This window comes from Mucilaginibacter sp., from assembly GCF_039925265.1.
Classification (GTDB): domain Bacteria; phylum Bacteroidota; class Bacteroidia; order Sphingobacteriales; family Sphingobacteriaceae; genus Mucilaginibacter.
In genome coordinates this window covers 1-21300 of record NZ_JBDSZG010000027.1, presented here as the reverse complement: position 1 = coordinate 21300, position 21300 = coordinate 1, and the positions used below count along the sequence as shown (strand labels likewise).

The following is a 21300-nucleotide window of genomic DNA, read 5'->3' as shown; positions in this document are numbered from 1 at the left end:
TTCCGTTTATTGCTGCTGCTGTTGTTGCTGCTGCTGAATTATTTCCATATACCTTTCATAACTGTTGCGCGATGCAGTTTTGGGTTCGGCTACCGGAAATGTTGAAACGGTAAATATATCTTTTTCCTGCGGTAAATGCTCCTCTTCATGATAACCTACCGAAACTGAAACCTCCAGGATATGCCTCGCCGAGCCTTTGTACACGCCCTTCACAGGCGAGCAGTCGCTGAAGTTGCGGCCTACTGCCAGGCGTACGTGCATTTCGTTCGCCACGCAATTGTTAGTAGGGTCCAAACCCAGCCAGCCGTAACCCGGCAGGTAAGCTTCGGCCCAGGCATGGGTTGCACCTTCGCCACGCATACCATCACGGTTGGGGCAAATGTAACCGCTCACGTAGCGAGCCGGGATGCCAACCAGGCGCAGCATTACCATTAATAAGTGGGCAAAATCCTGACAAACGCCCGCTTTTAGCGCCCAGATCTCATCAAGAGTGGTCTCTACCGTGGTTACACCTTTTATATACTCAAAATTTCGGTAAACATATTCGGTAAATTTTAATGCGGCCCGGTAAGGGGTATCGTTGGTTTGGCGTTCGCTCTCCACTATGGGGAACAGCTCGCTCAAGCCTTCAAAGTATTCCTGCTTCAAAAAATCGATGTAAGGCACAATGTATTTAATGCTGTATAGCTCATCCCATTGCGTTACCGAATCCACCGCATCTGTTGGCAAAGGCCGGGGATGCGTATTTACCGATACCTGCGAATTGATCACCAGCATATTATGCGGCTCGGTATAGGTGAAGCTGCCTACCTCGTTACCATAATAATCCACATAGGTATCAATCTGCGGGTGCCCGGTAATGATCAGGTCGTGCTTCAGCACATCCTGGTAAATATCCACTATTGGGAAAAGGATGATCTTATTGGCGCTATCTCTTACAAGGTTATCGTACGAGTATTTTGTAATGTGCTGAATCTTAAATTCGGGCATAGCTTATCAATGTTTTAATTTGAAAATTTGGCAATTTGAAGATTTGAAATGAACCCCGCAAAAGGCATTTTCAAATCTTCAAATCAACTCATTTTCAAATTGGTTAATTAGGAGTTTGCAAAGTAGTATTCGTTTAGCGAATTACCAATTTTATAAAGGTCATCTTTTATCAACGTTAAAAACTGATGCAGCCCCTGGTTGGTAATACTTTTTACCGAACTGTATTTGATATTGCTTTGCAGCTTCCCTATCTGGAAGGAGATCTCGCGGTAATCATTCACGTTGCTGTTATTCTTCAACCTGTCGAAATACCGTTGGATGTTATTTACCGAATAAATAACGGACCGCGGAAAGTCGTTATTTAAGATAATCTGCTCAATTACGTTCTGTGCTTCTAAACCGTCGCGGTATGTTTTTAGGTACAGTTCGTATCCGCCTATAGATAGTAAAAGATGTTTCCAATATGTAATATCCGTTAATAACGTGGGGTTGGCATTGGTAGGCTTGTATTTGATATCCAGGATATCGATGCTTTGGATAGCGCGCTCCAGGTACTTACCAATGTTCATAAAACTGCGGCCCTGGCCACGCTCCATCGTAATTTCGGCAGTACCATAGTAAAGCATTACCTGCTTAATGATTACATCCAGCACCGTAATAGGGTCCTCCTTTTGCAGGCGGATGTCCAGTTTAGGGTCTTTAACGGTATGGTAATACTCGTTAAGGCATTGCCAAAGATCCTTCGGGATATGCTCCTGCACACTGCGCGCGTTTTCACGCGCAAAGGTGATTATATTGAGAATGGAGTTCTGGTTACTCTTATCGGTAATCATATAGCGCAAAACCGTGCGACTATCATTTCCCAATTTTTCTTCCAACTCCTCATCCAAACCCGAAGATATACGGATAACGGGCGCCCATGTAAACCCCTCGGTAGAATCCTGGGAGGAATTATAGTTGATCTTCAGCATCCTTAAGATCCCATCACTCCTCTCGATGTACCGGCTTAACCAATAAAAACTTGCTGCTACCCTGCTTAACATATCTTCTTTATTTCGGATGTCGAATTTTCGATTTCGGATTTATATTGATCTTTTGATTTCAAATATCGAGTTTTCAATTTCGGATTTTTTTTGTCTTTATTCTTGCTTCTTATTTCTCGCTTCTTTTAGGAAAGCACCCACGTATCCTTACTTCCACCGCCCTGCGAACTGTTTACCACCAGCGAACCTTCGGTAAGTGCCACGCGGGTTAAACCACCCGGCACTATTTCGATGCCGTCCGGGCCGCAAAGGGCGTAGGGGCGCAGGTCTATCCTCCTTGGCTGTAATATGCCGCCGATATAACACGGCGCCGCCGATAAGCTAATGGTTGGCTGCGCGATAAAATTGCGCGGGTCCTTTAATATCTCCAGCTTATAGTCTTCAATTTCTTCCTCCGTAGATGCGTGGCCCATCAGCATGCCATAACCGCCGCTACCGTTGGTTTTCTTCACCACCATTGTGTTGATGTTTTTGAAAACGTGTTCGCGCTCGTCCGGGTCGCTCAGGCGATGGGTAGGTACATTCTTTAGTATAGGCTCTTCGTTAAGGTAATATTTGATCATATCGGGTACGTAAATGTACGTCGCCTTATCATCTGCTACGCCGTTGCCTATCGCGTTTACAATGGCCACATTGCCTTTACGGTAGGCTCCCATTAAACCGGCTACGCCTAAAACGCTGTTGGGGTTAAATACCAATGGGTCTAAAAACTCATCATCAACCCTGCGATAGATCACATCTATCTGCTGCAAGCCGGTGGTGGTTTTCATATAAACCTTATGGTTGTTCACCACCAGGTCGCGGCCTTCTACCAGTTCCACGCCCATTAAACGGGCAAGGGTGGTATGTTCAAAGTAAGCGGAGTTATAAATACCCGGGCTCAGTAATACAATAGTAGGGTTGCTGATCTGCCTTGGCGAAAGCGATAACAGGTTTTTATACAGGATGGATGGGTACTCGGTAACACTACGCACATTACAATTAGGCAACAGGTCAGGGAACAAACGTTTGGTTATTTCGCGGTTCTCCAGCATATAGCTTACGCCCGATGGGGTGCGCAGGTTATCTTCCAGCACATAAAAAGTACCATCGTGATCCCGGATCAGGTCGATACCGGCAATGTGAACGTAAACATCATAAGGCACATCCAGCTGGTACATTTCGCGCAGGAAATGCGGGCAGGAGTATATAATATCTATCGGCACAATGCCGTCCTTAATAATAAACTGGTTGTGGTAAATATCCTTCAGGAATAAGTTGAGCGCAGTAAGGCGCTGTTTTATACCCCGCTCTACAAACTCCCATTCCGCTGCTGTGATGATGCGGGGAATAATATCGAATGGAAAGATCTTCTCGATACCCTCTCCGCTATTATAAACGGTAAAGGTGATACCTTGGGTCATGAAGAGCCTTTTTGCGAGTTCCTCTTTTTTATTGAGGTCATCCGGCGATTCCAGGGCGAGGTATTCTATTACTTTCTGATAATGGTCTCGAACAATGCTGTTTTGATTGTACATTTCGTCCCATACGCCATTTATTAGATTATATTTTTCAAAATGTTGCGATTTGTACATAAAACTTCTCCTTATTGCATAAAAATATCACAGAAACAGGCTATACGATCGTAATTATAATGAATAACCATATCAAACTCGCATTTTTTTTGGTAAATTATGAAAATAATAGGGTAATTAATGCAAGTTTAATATTATAAAAAATATAAAATGTTAAAACGACGATAAATTTAAGGCAAAGCATTGTCTGCTTAATTATCAGTTAAAAACAAATTTGAGGATCGTCTAAAAAATTTATAATTGCCAGGCGATTGTAGCAGGCCTTAAGTTAGCATCATAATAACTCCGTTTAGCCCGGAAAGTTTATTACAGTTCCGGTTAAATAAAAATGCCCCGCTAACGGAGCATTTGTTGTTGGGGTTACCTTAGGCATCATAAAAAGCCGCAAAAACTGGCCTATATCTCCGCCAAATATTTATGCACAAAACTAATAGCCATGGAGCCCTCGCCTACTGCCGAAGCCACCCTGTTCATGGCACCGGCACGTACATCACCGGCGGCAAATATACCGGGGATGCTGGTCTCCAGCAGGTACGGGTCGCGGTTTGATTTCCAGATCTTTTCAAAATCCTGGCAGCTGTTTAGGTCGCGCCCGGTTTCTACAAAGCCTTTGTCGTTTTTGATAACCGCTTTACCAAGCCAATCGGTAAAGGGCTTGGCACCTATAAAAATGTATAGCGCATCGGCATCGACGGTGCTACTCTCGCCATTATCCAGGTTTTTGATAACCAATTGATGCAAACGGCTTTCGCCTTTGGCTTCGGTAATTTCGGTGCAGGGCATTAAGGTGATGTTGCTTACCCCGCCTATCTGGTCGATAAGGTAAGACGACATGGTAGCGGCCAAACTTTCTTTCCTTATCATTATAAAAACCTGTTTGGCAAATTTGGATAGGTACATGGCCGCCTGCCCGGCGGAGTTACCACCGCCTACAATGTATACGTTGGCATCTTTGCAACTGGCGGCCTCCGTCATGGCGGCACCGTAGTAGATACCCGCGCCCGTAAATTTTTCTATCCCGGGCGTGGTGAGCTGGCGGTAATCTACCCCCGTGGTGATCACGACCGATTTGGTTAGCACCTCGGTATTATCATCCATCACAACGGTTTTGTAGTTATCCTTCAGTTTAATTTCTTTTACGGATTGGGGCGACAAAAAATCGGTGCCAAAACGGGTGGATTGTGTAATGGCCCTGCGTGTCAGATCCGCACCGCTTAAGCCTGCCGGGAAACCAAGGTAATTCTCAATTCGCGAACTGGTGCCCGCCTGCCCGCCGGGTACTTTGCGCTCAATCAGCAAAGTTTTCAATCCTTCTGATGAGCCGTAAACAGAGGCCGCCAACCCTGCCGGCCCGGCGCCTATGATTACCACATCATACAACTCATTCTTGGCAGATTGGCTGAGGCCTATCTTCGTAGCAATATCTTTTACCGTTGGCGTTTTCAGCAAGGTGCCGTCCGCAAAGATTATCGCCGGTAGGTCCTTAGCGTCAAGCTTGTTTAAGCCGGATAGCTTTTTTGCTTCTTCCGAATTCGCATCCAGCCACAAGTATGGGACCAGATAACCCGAAAGGAACTCTTTAATATCGTGTGATTTTGGCGAAAACTGGTACCCAATAACCTTAATACCTTTAAAGTCGGGGCGATAATGGCCTTGCCAATCTTCCAGCATATCGGTAATTACCGGGTACAATTTTTCCTCGGGCGGGTCCCAGGGTTTAGTGAGATAATAATCCAGCTTTACGTCGTTAATGGCCTTAATGGCTGCATCCGTATCGGCATACGCGGTAAGCAATACCCGTTTAGCATGCGGGAAAAAGGTTAGGGCTTTGCACAAAAAGTCTATCCCCTCCATCTCGGGCATCCGTTGGTCTGATACAAACATTGCCACCACTTCGCCTTTATTTTTTAACTCCAGCAGGCTGTCCAACGCCTCTTTTACAGATGTAGTGCTCAGGATGCGGTAATCCTGGCGGTAATGGTTCTTCAGGTCGCGCGTTATGGCCCGCAGTACCTGCGGGTCGTCATCTATAGCAAATATGATAGGTTGATCCATGTTGATTTAAAATTCTTTTTAATCGTCGTTAATAGGGAAACATATTACAAATTCTGTATTCCCGGGCACCGAATGTACTTTTACGGTGCCGTTGTGCTGGCGGATAATACGGGTAACCACATCCAGCCCCAGGCCGGTGCCCTTGCCCATGTCCTTTGTAGTAAAAAACGGGTCGAAGATCTGCGACTGCATTTCCTCGGGTATGCCGGGGCCATCGTCCTTGATTGTTATCTCCACAAACTGCCTGTCTTGCCGGGTTTTTATTTCCAGTGTGCCGCCGTTGTTTATTTCCATGGCATCAATAGCGTTATCAATTACGTTTGTCCAAACCTGGTTCAGTTCGCCGGCCATGGCTTTTACCTGCGGCAGGTTCAGGTCGAAATTTTCGACTAATTTAATATTGCCTTTCTTTAATTTATAATCCAGCATGGTAAGGGTGTTGCGGATGCCGGTGTGGATATCCAGCAGTTGCTTATCGCTATCCCTGTCCATGTGCGTAAAATTCTTTACCGAGGTAACCAGTTGCGATACCCGCTGCGACGACTCCTTAATATCCGCTATCATTTTAGTCGCCAACAGGTAGTTGTTTACCCATGCCAAAACAATCTCTAATTGCTGCGAAACGGGGGTACAGGCATTCATGTGGTCCAGGTCCTCCGGCTTAAAATCAAAATCGACCAGGTTTTCTGCAAATTCCAGCTTTTTTATTTCGTGGTCCATCAGCCAATCCGCCAAATCGTCTTCGCGGTCGGCTTTATCCATCATGCTTAATACCGGCCTGTCCGTTTGGTTTGCGCGTGTAACCAATAACTCGTTTATGGTATCCACCTTTTCGGGGGTCATGTTCAGGCTTACTATAGCTTTAAACATTGCCGGCAGGTTTTGTATCTGCGCGTTTAAAGATGATGCCCCCCTGCTGATAGCTGCGGCAGGGTTATTCAACTCGTGCGCCAGCCCTGCGGATAGTTTACCCAGCGCAAACATCTTTTCGTTTTGCTGCTGCAGGGAGGTGAAATCGCGGATCCGGCTCGTCATGGTGTGTACCAGCGCTTCGGTTAATTCGTAATGCAGTTGGGTACCCTCCTTTATTTTCTCGGCCGGCACCCTAAATATCCGCGCTTTTTTTACGCATTCGCCAAAGCCCGGCGTTTTTTTGGCGCGCGAAAATGGCAGGTAGCCGGTAATGCCCTGCTCCTTTATCACCGCCATTTCGCGCAGCTTGCCGTTTTGCATAACGCACATGCGGATGCGGCCTTCTAATATTATGGTGGTCATATTTACCGGTTCGCCCACTTCAAACATTCGCTGGCCTTCTTCCAGGGTAATAGTTTCCCCGGCATCAATAAACCATTGCAATTGCTCTTCGGGCACCTCGCTTAATACGGGGATGGCCTTTAATTCTTCTAAGGTTACGTCGTTCATTCCTCTGGTATATAAGGGCCGCCGGGTACCCCCCAACCCCACCGGGGCATAGGTGCATCCTGCTGTAAAGGGTTATCGGTTAATTTTGAATTGATGACGGCAATACGGCTACCCCACTCCAGGTAAGCCACCAATGCCGAGCGAAATTCCGGGTCATCGGCCAGTTGCAGCTCATCCGCGCTTTGCAGCAACAGGGCTATCCAGCGTTGGCGTTGCTCCTCGTTCAGTAATTTACCTACATGGTGCGCCACCATTTTGGCGTGGCTGCCGTCATCGACCTGCGTATATAACGGGGGGCCGCCAAAAACTTCGGCTATAAAATGTGCCACGTGTTTGGTATGCGCTTCCGACATGTTTTTAAACACCGGCTCCAGCAGATCATCATGCAGTACTTTATCGTAAAAAACTTTGGTGAGGTTTTCTAAGGTCTCATTACCGCCCACCCATTCGTACAAGGTTGGTATGTTTTTCATAGTTCATAAAATTAGTAATAAAAAACGCTTGGTTGCATGAGGCGCTAAGTCAAAAATATTTGAAAATAAATTTGCATAAGCAAATGCTTACGCATTATATTTGTAAGCGAACACTTACATAATGAGGATAAGATGAGAAGAGATGTTTTCCAGGCCATTGCCGACCCAACCCGAAGAGACATTATAAATTTAATAGCCTATAAACCCCTAAATTTAAACACCATAGCCGACAATTTTGAGGTGAGCCGCCCAGCCATATCGCAACATATTAAAATATTGATGGAATGCGGGCTGATAGAAATGAAAAAACAGGGCCGCGAGCGGTACTGCGAAGCAAAGCTGGAACAATTAAACGAGGTATCGGAGTGGATAGAGCGATACCGCAAACTTTGGGCCGATAAGTTCGACCGGATGGACGATATTTTAGATGAACTAAAGGCTAAATAATAGGCGCGGCGCTTTCAGCCCGTTAAATGGTCGCATTACCACCCGCGGGAGTAAACGAACGACAGTAATTTTGATAACAATATAAAACCAAATATTATGCAAAAGATCACACCGTTTTTATGGTTCGATGGCCAGGTAGAAGAAGCCATCAACTTTTACACCTCTGTTTTTAAAAATTCAAAGATCAAAGATGTGCGCAACCATCCTGATGAACGCCCGGGGCAGAAAGGCAAGGTATTTACTGCCACCTTTGAGCTGGAGGGCGTTGAGTTTATGATACTGGATGGCGGCCCATATTATAAGATAGAGAGCCCGGCCATATCCTTTTTTGTAAAATGCAAGGACCAGGCCGAAGTGGACGAGCTTTGGGACAAACTCGAAGAAGAAGGCACGCCAATGCAATGCGGCTGGATCACTGATAAATACGGCGTATCGTGGCAGATCATCCCTGATGCTTTGGGCAAGTGCCTTGGTGGTGCCGACCCTGCAGGGGCACAACGTGCTATGCAGGCCATGATGAAGATGGTAAAAATAGACGTGGCCGCGCTGGAGGCCGCTTATTATGATAAATAGCCATCATGAGAACCCCAAAAGATGTTGAAGAGTATTTTACCTGGTTCCCGCAGACAACACAGGACGCGATGAGCCAGGTGAAAGACGTCATACTGAAAGTGGTGCCGCAGGCCGAGGAAAGCATCAGCTACTCCATCCCCACCTATAAATATAAGGGGTTGCTGGCGCATTTTGCCGCCTATGAAAATCACGTCGGGTTTTACCCGGGCTCGTTAGCTGTGGAGGTTTTTGCCGCCGATATTGCCGGCTACAAAAGCGCAAAAGGATCGGTACAATTCCCTTTAAATAAAGCAATGCCTTTGGACCTTATTGCCCGGATCGCTGAATTCCGCCTGAACGAAAATTTAAAAGAACCAACAAAAACTAAATAATACCGCTATGGCAAGCAAAAACGAAACAACCATTAAAGCCGAACCCGGCAAACAGGACCTGTTTATCGCCCGCGAGTTTGATGCTCCGCGCGAACTGGTATTCAAAGTATTTACCGATCCCGAACTGGTTCCCCGCTGGCTTGGCCCGCGCGAACTAACCATGAAAATTGATAAATGGGATGCCCGCAGCGGCGGCCATTACCGTTACGTACATTCTGATGCGCAGGGTAATGCCTACGGCTTTCATGGCGTAATGCACGAGGTAACCGCGCCGGAGCGCATCATTCAAACTTTTGAATTTGAAGGGATGCCCGAACCGGGCCACGTATCATTAGAAACCGCAAGGCTGGAAGAACTGCCCGGCGGCCGTACCAGGGTGGTCGTGCAATCTATTTTTCAATCCGTTGCCGATAGAGATGGCATGATCCAATCGGGCATGGAACGCGGCGTTAAAGATTCGCACTGGCGCCTGGATGAGCTATTTGAAGAACTGGCGAAATAAACATGGTTGCTTTTCAGCAGATGCTTATATTTGATACAAATAACGTATAAGCATCTGCATTTCAATGAACTATTACACCATTCCCTGCAAACCAAACTTGTCGCAATACCTGCGCTTTTTTTGGGTGCTGGAGCATGACTGTGTTACCCCGGCCCAACCCTATACCCACCGCTCCATGGCCGATGGTTGCTGCGAGTTGGTTTTCCATTACAAAGGGCGCTTTACCGATATTGCAGCTGATGGTTCGTCCAGCCCATCCTTCACTTCGGGTGTTGGCGGTCCATCCCAAAGTTTCAGCCGCTTTCATACACAAGAAGCATTTGGCATTTTTGGTGTGTATATGTATCCCTATGCTATTGCCGCGCTGTGTGGCATCCCGGCATCGGCAATTACCAATCAACAGGTGCACTTACCAGCTTTATTAGGCCAGGCCGGCAAGGATATCGAAGAAAAAATGATGCTGGCAGCTGATAATTATGAACGTGCGGCCATCTTAACCGCTTTCTTCGAATCGCAGCTAACACGTTGTCATAAACAACCGCCCCCGGTTTTTAAGGCTATCGGCTATATCATCAAAAGTAAGGGCACGGTTACGGTAGATGCACTCGCGCAAAAACATTTTCTCTCCACCCGGCAGTTCGAACGTAATTTTAAGGAGTTTGCGGGCTTCAGTCCCAAGCTGTATTCGCGCATTATCCGCTTCCAGGCGGCTATAGAAAAGTATCGGGACAAAAACCGCTCGCTTACCGAGATCGCTTACGATTGCGGCTATTACGACCAATCGCATTTCATTCACGACTTTAAGGAATTTTCGGGCTATCATCCCAAAACATATTTCTCGGGCAATAACGAGGGCACCGAATGGAAAGAGGCGGAATGATGTCGCGTTTTTCCAATTCTGGCTATTGGGGGCAGGCTACTTTTGATGTATTATTTAATTAATCAACCAAAAAACAATGGAGATCCCAAAAGTACACCAGGCTATTATGCCTTACCTGATGCTGAAGAACGCAGCCGGGTTTATTGATTTTACTCAAACGGTATTTAACGCCGATGCCGGCATGAAACGCTTGCGCGATGACACCGACAACATTATGCACGCCGAACTCATGATCAGCGGTTGCACCATTATGTTCTGCGAAGCCAGCGACCAGTGGGCCGTAGCCAATGCTAACCTTTTTATTTATGTAGACGACGCGGATGTAACCTACAAACTTGCCACTGAAAACGGCGCTACCACGGTAATGGAACTAAGCGACCAGGATTACGGCCGTACGTGCGGCGTAAGCGATCCCTTTGGCAATACCTGGTGGATAACATCGGTAAAATAGTAACGGAGTATGTGATAAAAACGAGGCTGTCAGGATCTGGCGGCCTCGTTTTTTATGCCCTTTTGAGCCACTATTCTTAATAGTGGCGCATAAATAACGTAATATGTTAGTTACCACGGCATAAACTAAAACAAAATGGCCCTATAACCTTTGTAAGATAAATATTCGTGATGCCTAAGTGGTTAAAAATTTCATTGAAAGTACTGGGAGCGTTGATCCTGCTATTCATCCTGCTGGCCGTAGGCGTATCTGTTTATGTAGCCAACAATAAAGAAAAGGTGCTTGCGCAGGTGATCAAAAAACTAAATGAGAATTTAGATGGCACCTTAACCGTAGGCGATATCAAGCCATCGTTCTTCTCTAACTTCCCGGATATTTCGCTGGCGCTTAAGAACGTTGTTATCCGCGACCGGCAATTCTCCAAACATCATCATACATTGCTCGATTCTAAAGATTTTAATGTGTCTGTAAATGCCGGCGCTTTGTTCCGCGGCGTTATCAGCATCAACTATATCGGCATCAACAACGCATCCATAGACTTATACACCGATAGTACGGGCTATAGTAACACTGCCGTTTTCAAAAAAGGGAAAAAAGATAGCGTTAAAGCAGATGCCAACGAGAGTAATTCATCAACCCAGCTAAAAAGGTTGAGCCTGAGCAATGTGAATTTCACCATCAACAATCAACAAAACCATAAGCTCTTCAATTTTGCCGTGAATGACCTGAACGGCAAAATGACCTATCCGGATACCGGCTGGCACGCCAATGTGCATTTAAACGTATTAGCCAAAAACCTCGCGTTTAACACCAAACGTGGCAGTTTTATCAAGAACAAACAAATAAACACCAATCTGGATGCCGGCTTTAATGAACAAACCGGGAGAATAAGCGTAAGATCAAACGACTTTGATATTGGCGGCGATGTGTTTGGCTTGAATGCCCTGTTTATTACCGGTAAAGGCGATGATAATTTTGCCTTCCATTTAACAAACGACAAGCTGCTTTGGCGCAGGGCATCGGCCTTGTTAGCGCCCAATATACAGCTTACGTTAAATAAGTTCAATTTAGATAAGCCCATCGGCGTTAAAGCAATTATCTCCGGCAGTTTTGGTGGCGGCGACCCTTACTTTTATGTAACCAGTGTGGTGAATGATAACCGGCTCACTATACCGGGGGCGATTATTGATGACTGTAACTTTAACGCCGTATTTACCAACGAGAATATCAAAGGCAAGGGATTTTCTGATGCGAACTCCATTATCCGCCTGAACAAATTTAAAGGCAGCTACAGCCATTTACCTTTTACGATAGATACGGGCAGCATCACCAACCTGGAGGTACCGATAGCTACGGGCAATTTCAGATCGAAGTTTCCGGTTACCAACTTTAATTACTTACTGGGCAGCAATGTGGCCAAATTTACCCGGGGCAATGCCGAAATGAACCTAAAATACAAAGCCGATATCGTAAACCTTAAGCTAAATAAGCCGATAGTAAGCGGAACCATCGACCTGACGAACGTGGGTATCAACTATATTCCGCGCAATCTTAAGTTAACCAATTCGTCCATCTCGCTGAATTTTACAGGTAACGATCTACTGCTGAAGAATATTCGCCTGCAAAGCGGGCAAAGTATTGTGCGAATGGAGGGCCAGGTAAAAAACTTTATGAACCTGTACTACAGCGCTCCCGAAAAAATACTCATCAGTTGGCAGGTAACCAGTCCGCAAATATACCTGGCGGAGTTCCTGGGCTTTTTAAACACTGCCAAACCATCGGGCAAACCGGCTAAACGCGCAAACAGTGATAACGTGATTGAACAATTAGCTACGGTACTTAACAACGCCAAGGCAGATATGCACATGCGGATCAACGAACTGCATTACCGCAAATTTTTGGCCACCAATGTAAATGCAGATCTGCTGCTGTCTGAGGACGGCATCCGCATTAACCAGGTTAGCCTTAAAACAGCTGGCGGCTCGTTAAAACTAAATGGCAATTTGGTGCAAAAAAACAAAGTAAACGATTTTATAGTGGCAACCACCATCAGCAATGTAAACGTAAGCCAGTTCTTTTATGCTTTTGATAACTTTGGGTTAACAGATCTGACCAGTCAAAATCTAAAAGGCTTGCTTTCGGCTAAAACAAGCACTACCGGCTCTATCACCAATACCGGCGACATTGTAAAACACTCTATAAGAGGTAAAGTATTGATCAACTTAAAAGACGGTGCGCTTTTAAATTTTAAGCCAATTAAGAGCGTTGGTAAGTTTGCCTTTCCTTTCCGCGACCTTGATAACATCACCCTCTCGGCACTAAACGGCGACTTTGATATCATGGGTGACAGGATCACCATTAACCCTATGGAGATCAGTTCCAGCGTGTTAAATATGGATGTAGCAGGGGTTTACGGGCTTACCAATGGCACGGATATAGCTTTGGATGTACCATTACGCAACCCAAAAAACGACGCGCAGATAATCGATAAAGAGGATTTGAAAAAGAAACGTTTTAAAGGGATCGTTCTCCACATCCGTGCGCACGAGGAAGAGGGCAAGCTTAAAATAGGCTGGAATAAAAACCACAAATAAATTGCATACCAATTGGTATATTTGCAAAATGGAAAGCAAATTATCCAAGGCGGAAAAAACCCGCCAGTTCATTATAGAAACCACTGCAGACATCTTTAACACAAAGGGTTATGCAGGTACTTCCATGTCGGATATTACCGACGCTACCCGCCTGACCAAGGGCAGCATCTACGGGAATTTTGAAAATAAGGAGGATGTAGCGCTCGCAGTTTTCGATCATAACCACGCTAAGGTGCGCAAGGTGATCCAGCAGCGCATCCAGCAAGCTGCCACCTATCATGAGAAATTAATGGTTTATGTGGAGGTTTATGACCATTTTACCCGTTTAAATTACTTTCCGCGGGGTGGCTGCCCAATTTTAAACACAGCCATAGAAGCAGACGATACCAACGGACTTTTAAAAGAGCGCGCCGCCAAAGCGATACTGGACTGGAAAAAAAATATTCAGGGATTGATCCAGGGAGGCATCGCTGCCAAAGAATTTAAATATGACGTTGACGACGCACGCATCGCATTATCCCTCATCGCACTTATCGAAGGTGGCATTATGATAACCAAAGTTACTGATAGCCAGGATAATTTAAACCAAATAATGAAGACGGCCGAGCTGCTTATTAAAATGATAAAGGCTTAAAAAATTTGACATAAAATATACCGATTGGTATATTTTATTCCCTACTATTGCATCGCCAAAGCAAAACAAGTGGCGGCATAAAAAACACAAGCACTCACGAATTAAAAAATACCGGTTGGTATAATGCCATGTCGCCTTTAAAAAGACAATTACTCATCTTCACCGTTATCCTGGCCGCGGTAATGGAACTGATAGATACCTCGATAGTGAACGTTGCGCTATCGTATATGAGCGGAAATTTAGGTTCCACGCTGGAAGACACCTCCTGGGTGATCACTTGTTACGCCATAGCTAACGTTATCATCATCCCCATGACCAGCTTCCTCACCGCCAAACTTGGCAGGCGGAATTATTACATAGGTTCTATCATACTTTTCACCATTTGTTCGCTCATGTGCGGGCAGGCAAGCAGCTTATGGACGCTGGTGCTGTTCCGCTTCTTACAGGGATTGGGTGGCGGCGCCTTACTGTCGGTATCGCAGGCGGTAGTTTTTGAATTGTTCCCTAAAGAGAAACAAGGTGTGGCAAGCGCATTGTTTGGCGTAGGCGTTTTCCTGGGACCAACCATCGGGCCAACACTGGGTGGATTTATTACCGAACACATCTCCTGGCCGTGGATCTTTTACATCAATATCCCTATAGGCATCGCGGCTGGCATCTCCTGTTACTTCTTATTGACCGAGGCCCCCATCAAAGTAGTGGTTAAAAGTATCGACTGGACGGGCATTGCCCTGCTGGCGATTGGCGTAAGCACCCTGCAAACCGTTTTGGAACGCGGCGAAACCGAAGACTGGTTCGAAACCGGTTATATCATTTGGTTTACGGTGATAGCTGTAATTGCTTTAACGGCATTTATAATATGGGAGCTGAAGACAGAACACCCGGTAGTAAACCTGCGGGTGCTTAAAAGTAAAACATTAAGCATTGCGGCCATACTCACGTTTGTTACAGGTATCGGTTTATTCACCTCGGTATTTTTAACCCCGGTGGTAGCGCAAAGGCTGCTTGGCTTTACACCATCGCAAACGGGCTTGTTGTTGCTGCCGGGTGCTATTCTCGCTATTGTTGGGCTCATGATATCGGGCACGCTTTTGCAAAAGGGTGTGCCTGCCGTGGCCATCATTGCTGTAGGGTTTTTCTGTTTCATTTACTTTAACTGGCGCATGGCACAGATCACGCTGGAATCCTCGGCGGCAGAAATTACTTACACGCTTGTTTTCCGTGCATTGGGGCTGGCCTTTCTTACCGTTCCGCTAACGGCTCTGGCGGTATCATCGCTGGCGGCTAAAGATGTGCCGCAGGGCGCAGCCTTAAATAACATGATGAGGCAATTGGGCGGCTCGTTCGGCATCTCCATCGTCAATACTTACGCTTTTCAACGCATTGCATCGCACAGGGTCGACCTCATTACACACATCACCGCCGACAATACAAAGGTTACCGACAGGCTAAACGCCTACGCGGCCAACTTTCAAAGCCACGGTATTGGTTTGCAGGATGCAAAGTTAAAGGCCCTTAAACTGCTCGACCTCGCCATCGTGAAACAATCAACCCTGATGAGCTACCTGGATAGCTATATGCTGATAGGCTTGCTATTCGTGCTGGCATTACCGCTGCTGCTATTTGTACTAAAGGCGAAGAAACCGGTGCCGGGAATGATCATATCCGACCATTAATTAACAATAGTGTAAAAGGGAATATAAAACGCCAAAACAGGTGTGCCAAAAAAGTGTTCCACCTTGTTTTCAGTCGAATTTGCACTTTCGCTTAATTATTTAATAATAAGGCAATTGTGGTAATTACTTAAACAACAGGGGTGTTCCAAAGTGTTTCACAAAAAACTGTAAAATACTGACAGTCAATATTGTTTTAAAAATAAGTGTTCCACATTGCCAAGTGGAACACTTAGCGTAACGCGTGAAAACCGGGTATAATATTTGCCAAAGGGATGTATTATTCGCTGGGCAAATTCTTTATATCGATAACCGGCGCCTGTCCGCTTGCAGTTCTTTTAAGCGGCGTGTTCAACGGCACCAATTCGTCAAAAAAGCCGCCATTCTTTAAAAAGAACATCGCGCCATTGCTGCCGCCGGCGTAATCTTTCCGGTAGTTTGCCTTCGCGGTAGCATCGCCGGTATAGGTTGCGCCGGTGCTTTCGTGCCAGTTATCGCTTGCATCGCCAAGCCATTGGTTTTTAAAGTTTGCCAGGCGTATCTGGTTGCCGCTATCGGGTTCGAAGTTCTCTACAAAGGAATACAGGCTGGTTAAATAGCTGGTAGTTTGCGGCCTGCTGAAACTGGCTACCAGCAACCATTTACCCGCGGTAACATCTTTAAACCATGCGGTATAGGTGGTATGTTTAGTGGCTTTATCCGGTTCGGCACGGAGCAGGAACGCGTACGTTTTCCCGGCTTGCCACGGGTAGAGCATATAGCTTTGCCCGCCCGAGCCTTCATCGCCAAACTCGCCGCCGTGTACGGTAGCACCCTTTTTCAGCAGGCTTACTTTCAGGCTATCGGGGATACTTTTAGGGTCATCGGTAGTAAAAGGACTCCATACCGAAAACAAAACGCGGCGCTCTGTTGGGGAATTTACCTGCATACCAAAGTAGCCGCCGCTAAAACCATCAGCCATAAAGTACGAGCCAACCACATCCTTTTTTTCGGGCACACTTATCTCGTTATAGAACCATTTTACTTCTTTTTTTATCTCTCCCGGGATATCGTATCGCAAATGCACCGATGGCCCGCGTCTGCCAAAATGGTACGAGGAACCCACTCTTACATAGGTAAACTTATTTGCGTCAGTCGCGCCTGTAAGGATAAGATCGGTTACATCCGCATATCGGGCACCCGTTCTGTTTAATCCTTTCAGGCTAACTTTTACATAACCTGCTTGCGCGATATTTACTTTGCCAATAGCTATCGTATCGAAAGCGGTATTACTTAACTCTTTTGTGAACACCGTTTTGCCAATAGTAATGCTGATGGTGCTTTTACCAGCCGGCACACGCAGCCGTAAGGACAAGTTAAGCTCCTGCGCGGATGGCACCCCGAAATAAATATCAGCGGTTGATTTTGGGCTCGTCCACTGCATAAGCCCATCGTCGGTTATAAGCGCGCTACCATTTACCCAGGCATTGCCGCCAAGCGGGATGATGATCTTTGGCGTATCGGCACCGGCGGCCGCACTTATAAAACAGGCAATGATCAGCAGTAGTTTTTTCATATCGGGAGAAAATCAAAATGCTAAATTAAAATTATTCCCATTTGATCACCATAGTTTCTTCTGTATCAATACTGATATGATTGCCCCCAGTTTTACCTCCCTTATTGGCAAACAGCACCGTTGGCTCCGGGGATGCAACCTGCGTCAACAATTTAACCTCCCTTCGCTCGGCCGATTTATTAACGATGATGGTAACAATACTATCGCCACTCCGCATCGTTTTCATCAGCATATTTTTTTGCTGGGTATCGAAGGTAAAAGGACTGTGTTTGGTGGAATGATCCAGCGCCTTTTTCAGGAACCGGTTCAAATGGCTATAATCTTCCAGTACCCGGCTGCCAAGCCCCAGCAATGTGGGGAGCCACCAGGTAGTCCCTTTGCCATAGTTATTTTTTATGGCCAATGTAGCATTATTCTCGTTTGCTATCGCTTTGCCGGTTGTTGGGCGCAGTAGCCCTACCCAGCCAAATGCGGGTAATGTAATGCCTTCAATAGTGATATCCTGCACATCCTCTATGGCTTTATATTCCAATATATCGGCACCAAATATGTCCCTCATGGGGAACCCCAGGCGCATGGTGCCGACCGCGTTTTCGTCGTAATAGCCCGTCAACCCATCGGCAATTAATTTGCCTCCCTTTTGTACAAAGGCAGCCAATAGGGGCCAGTATTTAGATGGGATAGCTATTTGATGCGCAAGGATAATACTGATGCCGCTATAATCGTCTTTAGCGAAATCAAACTCACTTATCTCTTTAAAATTTACCTGCAGCCCACATTCGCTTAACGCTTCAAAATAGCCCAGGGCAGATTTCATCACACCACCCTCATCCCGGCTTTCATAACTTTTGCCACCTATCTGCAGTTTCTTCTCCACCCAAAGCGATTCGCGGGTGTAGAGGATATTAATGCCTGATTCGACCTCCTTAGCGTGTTCAAATAATTCACTATTGGCGTTAATTACGTCTATAATTTCGGTTGCCGCCAGCATCCGGTCGCTGGGCTCGTTCAGGTAATTCAGCATAGCCCACTCACCTGCCTCGATGCCCGAGGAGCGCGGGTTAAGGCACCAGAATATAGCTCCCTTGCTTTCTGTGCCGATTGCTATCCACAGCCACTGGCTTATTTCTGAAGCGGTTGGGCAGAGCGATAAAAAGCCGCTGTAGGTGTTGTTGCCGCCTTGTAACTCCGTCATAAACCAGGGGATCCCTCCCGCGCCGGAGCGTATAATTGCGCAGTTAGCCGCCACAGCTAATGCATATTGTTGCCGGTTAAAATAACCAAAATGCCAGCTGGCATGCGCCGAACCGCCCAGGCTGGTTAAAAAATCCCGCCAGGCCGTAAAATCGTACTCGGCTACATGCTTAAATATGGCGTGGTTATTCACATGGATAATGCTGCCCGCGTCATACTGATGGATCTCCTTAGTAAGCCATTGCAAAAACCAGGTATTGTAATACAGGTGGAAACGCTCGCCGGCAAAATCAAAATGATCGTACCCATTACTGTTATATTCGGGGTTTGCCTGCTCGGCCTTCCATTCCCCGTATCTATCTGTGGCGAACTGTTCCTGCGGAAAATGCCCCAGGCCCGGCTCATTAACCGGCACCCATCCGTAACATGATTTAAACTGTTTAAAATGGCTCACCACGTTTTTAATGTAGTTAGCTATCGAATGCAAATGCGCCTCATCGTTTGGGAACTTCAACCCGCCGAGGTCGGTAAAACCGGTAGCAGGGAACAGGTTACCATATATTTTGATGCCATACTTTTCGGCTGCTTTGTAGGCCACATCAAACAGACTGTAGTGCCAAACCCCATTGGACTGGTGCATATAGGTTTCAAAGAGGCGGATCCGCGTAACTACCATCCCCGCTTCCTTTAGCCGCAAAAACCAGGTATCTATCTCTTCAGCCGTTTGCCCCGGCTCTATAAAAACCTCCGCACCAATCATCATGGGCGTGGCTTGTTGTTTGGATGAATACTGCATACCTGTAAACAACTCCCTGAAACGCAAATGGTTTGAACCGGCGGGCATACCAGCAATACCGTTTATTAAAACTACCTTCACCAAAATGCAGGATCGCGCTTTGCGATGCACCCCCTTGGAACAAACCTTCAGCGATCTTATCGACACCTATCTGGATACCCAGGTGGGTATCTCCGAAGATTTTTTGAGCCTCGCCTTATCCGGCCACCTAAAGGACAACCTCATTGGTTTATTTAAAGATAAGCTGATGCTTGCCGCAGGCACCGGGAACGATAAACTAATAGTGCATAATAAACTGGTACGGGGCGACAGCATTTACTGGCTGGGCCGCGAGCATAACGACCCGCACGAAAACGCGTTCTTCGACCTGATGGACAGTTTTATCGAATACCTTAATCGTACCTGCTACACCGGCATTACCGGCTATGAGTTCCATTATACTTTGTACGAAAAGGGTGCCTTCTATAAAAAGCATATCGACCAGTTTCAAAATAATGGCAGCCGCGCCTACTCCATGATCATGTACCTGAATGCCGACTGGGTGCTGGCAGACGGCGGCGAGCTATGCATTCACCACTCCAATCATGAGCAACGTATCTCACCAACCAATGGTAAAAGCGTGTTTTTTAAAAGCAACGAGATGGCGCATGAGGTAATGGTTACCACCAAATCGCGCATGAGCATTACGGGTTGGTTAAAGGTGAATTAACCCCATTTTTATATTTAAAAATGCTTGTCGCGGACTCCCTCGTTTTCGCTTTTATTTTGATAAATTGCTGCAAAGAAAAACGATGCTATCCCGCCTTGCAACAACCACTCTGCTGCTTTTTATTTATTTGACTACCAATGCGCAAATACCGATTGTGCGGCAACGCGTGGCCCTGAAAAAAGGCAGTTACCATGGATCTTAAAATCGCAAAGGGCTACCATACCGCTGTTGCCGCAGAAGGTATGCGCCGCGTGCGTTTCCTGGCCCTTGCATAGAGAGGCACCAGTCCAGCGGCATCTGTTTTTCGTTTGTCGGCCCAAATAAGAACTGATAATCTTTGGGTTGTTTTCATAACACATTAATTTTTAAGTTACCTAATCGCATTAATTTTGAGTTCAGATGAGCTGCTTTAAGCTCAACAAAACAATACAAGCACTTTAAAATCAACTTATTAAAAGCTAATTCGGTGACTAAATTAGCGACTTAAAACTGGTCACCGAATAGATCACCGAATGAGTCATAAAGGCGGTATGAAACGAGCGCTTTTGACATAAAAAAAGCGCCTAAATCAATGATTTAGGCGCTTTTAGAGGGTTTTGTTACCCTTTTAGCGGAATGGACGGGACTCGAACCCGCGACCTCCTGCGTGACAGGCAGGCATTCTAACCAGCTGAACTACCACTCCGTTTGGGACTGCAAATATACGCCTCTTTTTGTTTTACACAAGTGCTTTTTAAAAATTTATCTGATAATAAGTTTTATCGCCTAATTCACAGCAAAATACATTCAAATTCAAAAATTAATTTAAATTCGTTGTTGTTATACCAATTATAACTGTCCGCTAATTATAAAGTAAAATAACATGCTCTTATTAGGCATTGATATTGGCACCTCGTCTGTAAAAGTGAGCGTTGTTAATTCTGTAACACAGGCAATTATCGCGTCAGCGCAGTATCCCGAACAGGAATCGCCTATCATTGCATTGAAAACCGGCTGGGCCGAGCAGTCGCCGGATATGTGGTGGCAACAAACTGGCCAGGCTATTTCTCTTTGCCATAAAAAAGGCGGCTACAACCCAAAAGATATTGCTGCCATAGGTATCGCTTACCAGATGCATGGACTCGTTTTGGTCGACAAAAACCATCATGTACTGCGTAACAGCATCATTTGGTGCGACAGCCGCGCGGTAGAAATTGGGGATAAAGCCTTCGAAGACATCGGGCACGAGACCTGCTTATCGCATATGCTCAACTCACCCGGCAACTTCACAGCATCAAAACTGGCCTGGGTAAAGCAGAACGAACCGGAGATATACGACCAGGTGGATAAAATAATGCTGCCCGGCGACTACATTGCCATGAAAC

The 21300-nt window shown here is 46.1% G+C and carries 19 protein-coding genes and 1 tRNA gene; 11 read left to right on the top strand and 9 right to left on the bottom strand.

Going from position 1 to position 21300, the window contains the following annotated elements; all coding sequences use genetic code 11:
* Positions 1-6: 6 nt before the first annotated feature.
* The 6 genes from ABIX36_RS12750 to ABIX36_RS12725 all read right to left on the bottom strand — a co-directional run bounded on the left by ABIX36_RS12750 (position 7) and on the right by ABIX36_RS12725 (position 7557).
* Positions 7-990 (bottom strand): transglutaminase family protein, encoded by a 984-nt coding sequence (locus ABIX36_RS12750; RefSeq protein ID WP_348082545.1) that lies wholly within the window; start codon positions 988-990, stop codon positions 7-9.
* A 107-nt stretch (positions 991-1097) separates the two neighbouring features.
* Positions 1098-2033 carry an alpha-E domain-containing protein gene (locus ABIX36_RS12745; protein ID WP_348082544.1) on the bottom strand — a complete coding sequence of 312 codons (936 nt, stop codon included), beginning with the start codon at positions 2031-2033 and terminating at the stop codon, positions 1098-1100.
* A gap of 125 nt (positions 2034-2158) precedes the next feature.
* Positions 2159-3607, bottom strand: a complete 1449-nt coding sequence (locus ABIX36_RS12740; RefSeq protein ID WP_348082543.1) for a circularly permuted type 2 ATP-grasp protein — start codon at positions 3605-3607, stop codon at positions 2159-2161.
* A gap of 396 nt (positions 3608-4003) precedes the next feature.
* On the bottom strand, positions 4004-5662 hold the full coding sequence (locus tag ABIX36_RS12735; protein WP_348082542.1) for an FAD-dependent oxidoreductase: 1659 nt from the start codon (positions 5660-5662) through the stop codon (positions 4004-4006).
* An 18-nt stretch (positions 5663-5680) separates the two neighbouring features.
* Entirely contained in the window at positions 5681-7084 is a 1404-nt protein-coding gene (locus tag ABIX36_RS12730; RefSeq protein WP_348082541.1) for an ATP-binding protein, read from the bottom strand.
* Positions 7081-7557 carry a group II truncated hemoglobin gene (locus ABIX36_RS12725; protein WP_348082540.1) on the bottom strand — a complete coding sequence of 159 codons (477 nt, stop codon included), beginning with the start codon at positions 7555-7557 and terminating at the stop codon, positions 7081-7083. Before ABIX36_RS12725 ends, ABIX36_RS12730 begins: the two co-directional genes overlap by 4 nt.
* Before the next feature lie 132 nt (positions 7558-7689).
* Here ABIX36_RS12725 and ABIX36_RS12720 point away from each other — a divergent pair, with 132 nt between their 5' ends.
* From ABIX36_RS12720 to ABIX36_RS12680, 9 genes are all read left to right on the top strand, one after another.
* Positions 7690-8004, top strand: a complete 315-nt coding sequence (locus ABIX36_RS12720) for a metalloregulator ArsR/SmtB family transcription factor (RefSeq protein ID WP_348082539.1) — start codon at positions 7690-7692, stop codon at positions 8002-8004.
* A 96-nt stretch (positions 8005-8100) separates the two neighbouring features.
* Positions 8101-8577 (top strand): VOC family protein, encoded by a 477-nt coding sequence (locus ABIX36_RS12715; protein ID WP_348082538.1) that lies wholly within the window; start codon positions 8101-8103, stop codon positions 8575-8577.
* Between the two features lie 5 nt (positions 8578-8582).
* Positions 8583-8948 (top strand): DUF1801 domain-containing protein, encoded by a 366-nt coding sequence (locus ABIX36_RS12710; RefSeq protein ID WP_348082537.1) that lies wholly within the window; start codon positions 8583-8585, stop codon positions 8946-8948.
* Positions 8949-8955: 7 nt separating this feature from the next.
* The gene (locus ABIX36_RS12705; RefSeq protein WP_348082536.1) at positions 8956-9450 is read left to right on the top strand and encodes an SRPBCC family protein; all 495 of its coding nucleotides are present in this window, start codon (positions 8956-8958) and stop codon (positions 9448-9450) included.
* A gap of 64 nt (positions 9451-9514) precedes the next feature.
* Entirely contained in the window at positions 9515-10330 is an 816-nt protein-coding gene (locus ABIX36_RS12700; protein ID WP_348082535.1) for a helix-turn-helix transcriptional regulator, read from the top strand.
* 76 nt (positions 10331-10406) lie between these two features.
* Positions 10407-10781 carry a VOC family protein gene (locus ABIX36_RS12695; protein ID WP_348082534.1) on the top strand — a complete coding sequence of 125 codons (375 nt, stop codon included), beginning with the start codon at positions 10407-10409 and terminating at the stop codon, positions 10779-10781.
* A 170-nt stretch (positions 10782-10951) separates the two neighbouring features.
* Positions 10952-13375, top strand: coding sequence for an AsmA family protein (locus ABIX36_RS12690; RefSeq protein ID WP_348082533.1), 2424 nt, complete (start codon positions 10952-10954; stop codon positions 13373-13375).
* A gap of 28 nt (positions 13376-13403) precedes the next feature.
* Positions 13404-14009 carry a TetR/AcrR family transcriptional regulator gene (locus ABIX36_RS12685; RefSeq protein ID WP_348082532.1) on the top strand — a complete coding sequence of 202 codons (606 nt, stop codon included), beginning with the start codon at positions 13404-13406 and terminating at the stop codon, positions 14007-14009.
* Between the two features lie 17 nt (positions 14010-14026).
* A complete protein-coding gene (locus ABIX36_RS12680; protein WP_348082595.1) occupies positions 14027-15685 on the top strand; it encodes a DHA2 family efflux MFS transporter permease subunit in 1659 nt (552 codons plus the stop codon).
* 277 nt (positions 15686-15962) lie between these two features.
* On the opposite strand, the gene ABIX36_RS12675 is transcribed toward ABIX36_RS12680, so the two are convergent.
* Together ABIX36_RS12675 and ABIX36_RS12670 are read right to left on the bottom strand one after the other, a co-directional pair.
* Positions 15963-17237, bottom strand: coding sequence for a DUF3472 domain-containing protein (locus tag ABIX36_RS12675; RefSeq protein WP_348082531.1), 1275 nt, complete (start codon positions 17235-17237; stop codon positions 15963-15965).
* 31 nt (positions 17238-17268) lie between these two features.
* Positions 17269-19275, bottom strand: a complete 2007-nt coding sequence (locus ABIX36_RS12670) for a beta-galactosidase trimerization domain-containing protein (protein WP_348082530.1) — start codon at positions 19273-19275, stop codon at positions 17269-17271.
* 37 nt (positions 19276-19312) lie between these two features.
* Here ABIX36_RS12670 and ABIX36_RS12665 point away from each other — a divergent pair, with 37 nt between their 5' ends.
* Positions 19313-19936, top strand: coding sequence for a 2OG-Fe(II) oxygenase (locus ABIX36_RS12665; RefSeq protein ID WP_348082529.1), 624 nt, complete (start codon positions 19313-19315; stop codon positions 19934-19936).
* Between the two features lie 611 nt (positions 19937-20547).
* On the opposite strand, the gene ABIX36_RS12660 is transcribed toward ABIX36_RS12665, so the two are convergent.
* Positions 20548-20621: transfer RNA gene (locus tag ABIX36_RS12660), tRNA-Asp, on the bottom strand.
* 177 nt (positions 20622-20798) lie between these two features.
* Here ABIX36_RS12660 and ABIX36_RS12655 point away from each other — a divergent pair.
* A partial coding sequence (locus tag ABIX36_RS12655) for an FGGY family carbohydrate kinase (protein WP_348082528.1) occupies positions 20799-21300 on the top strand: 502 nt, incomplete at its 3' end.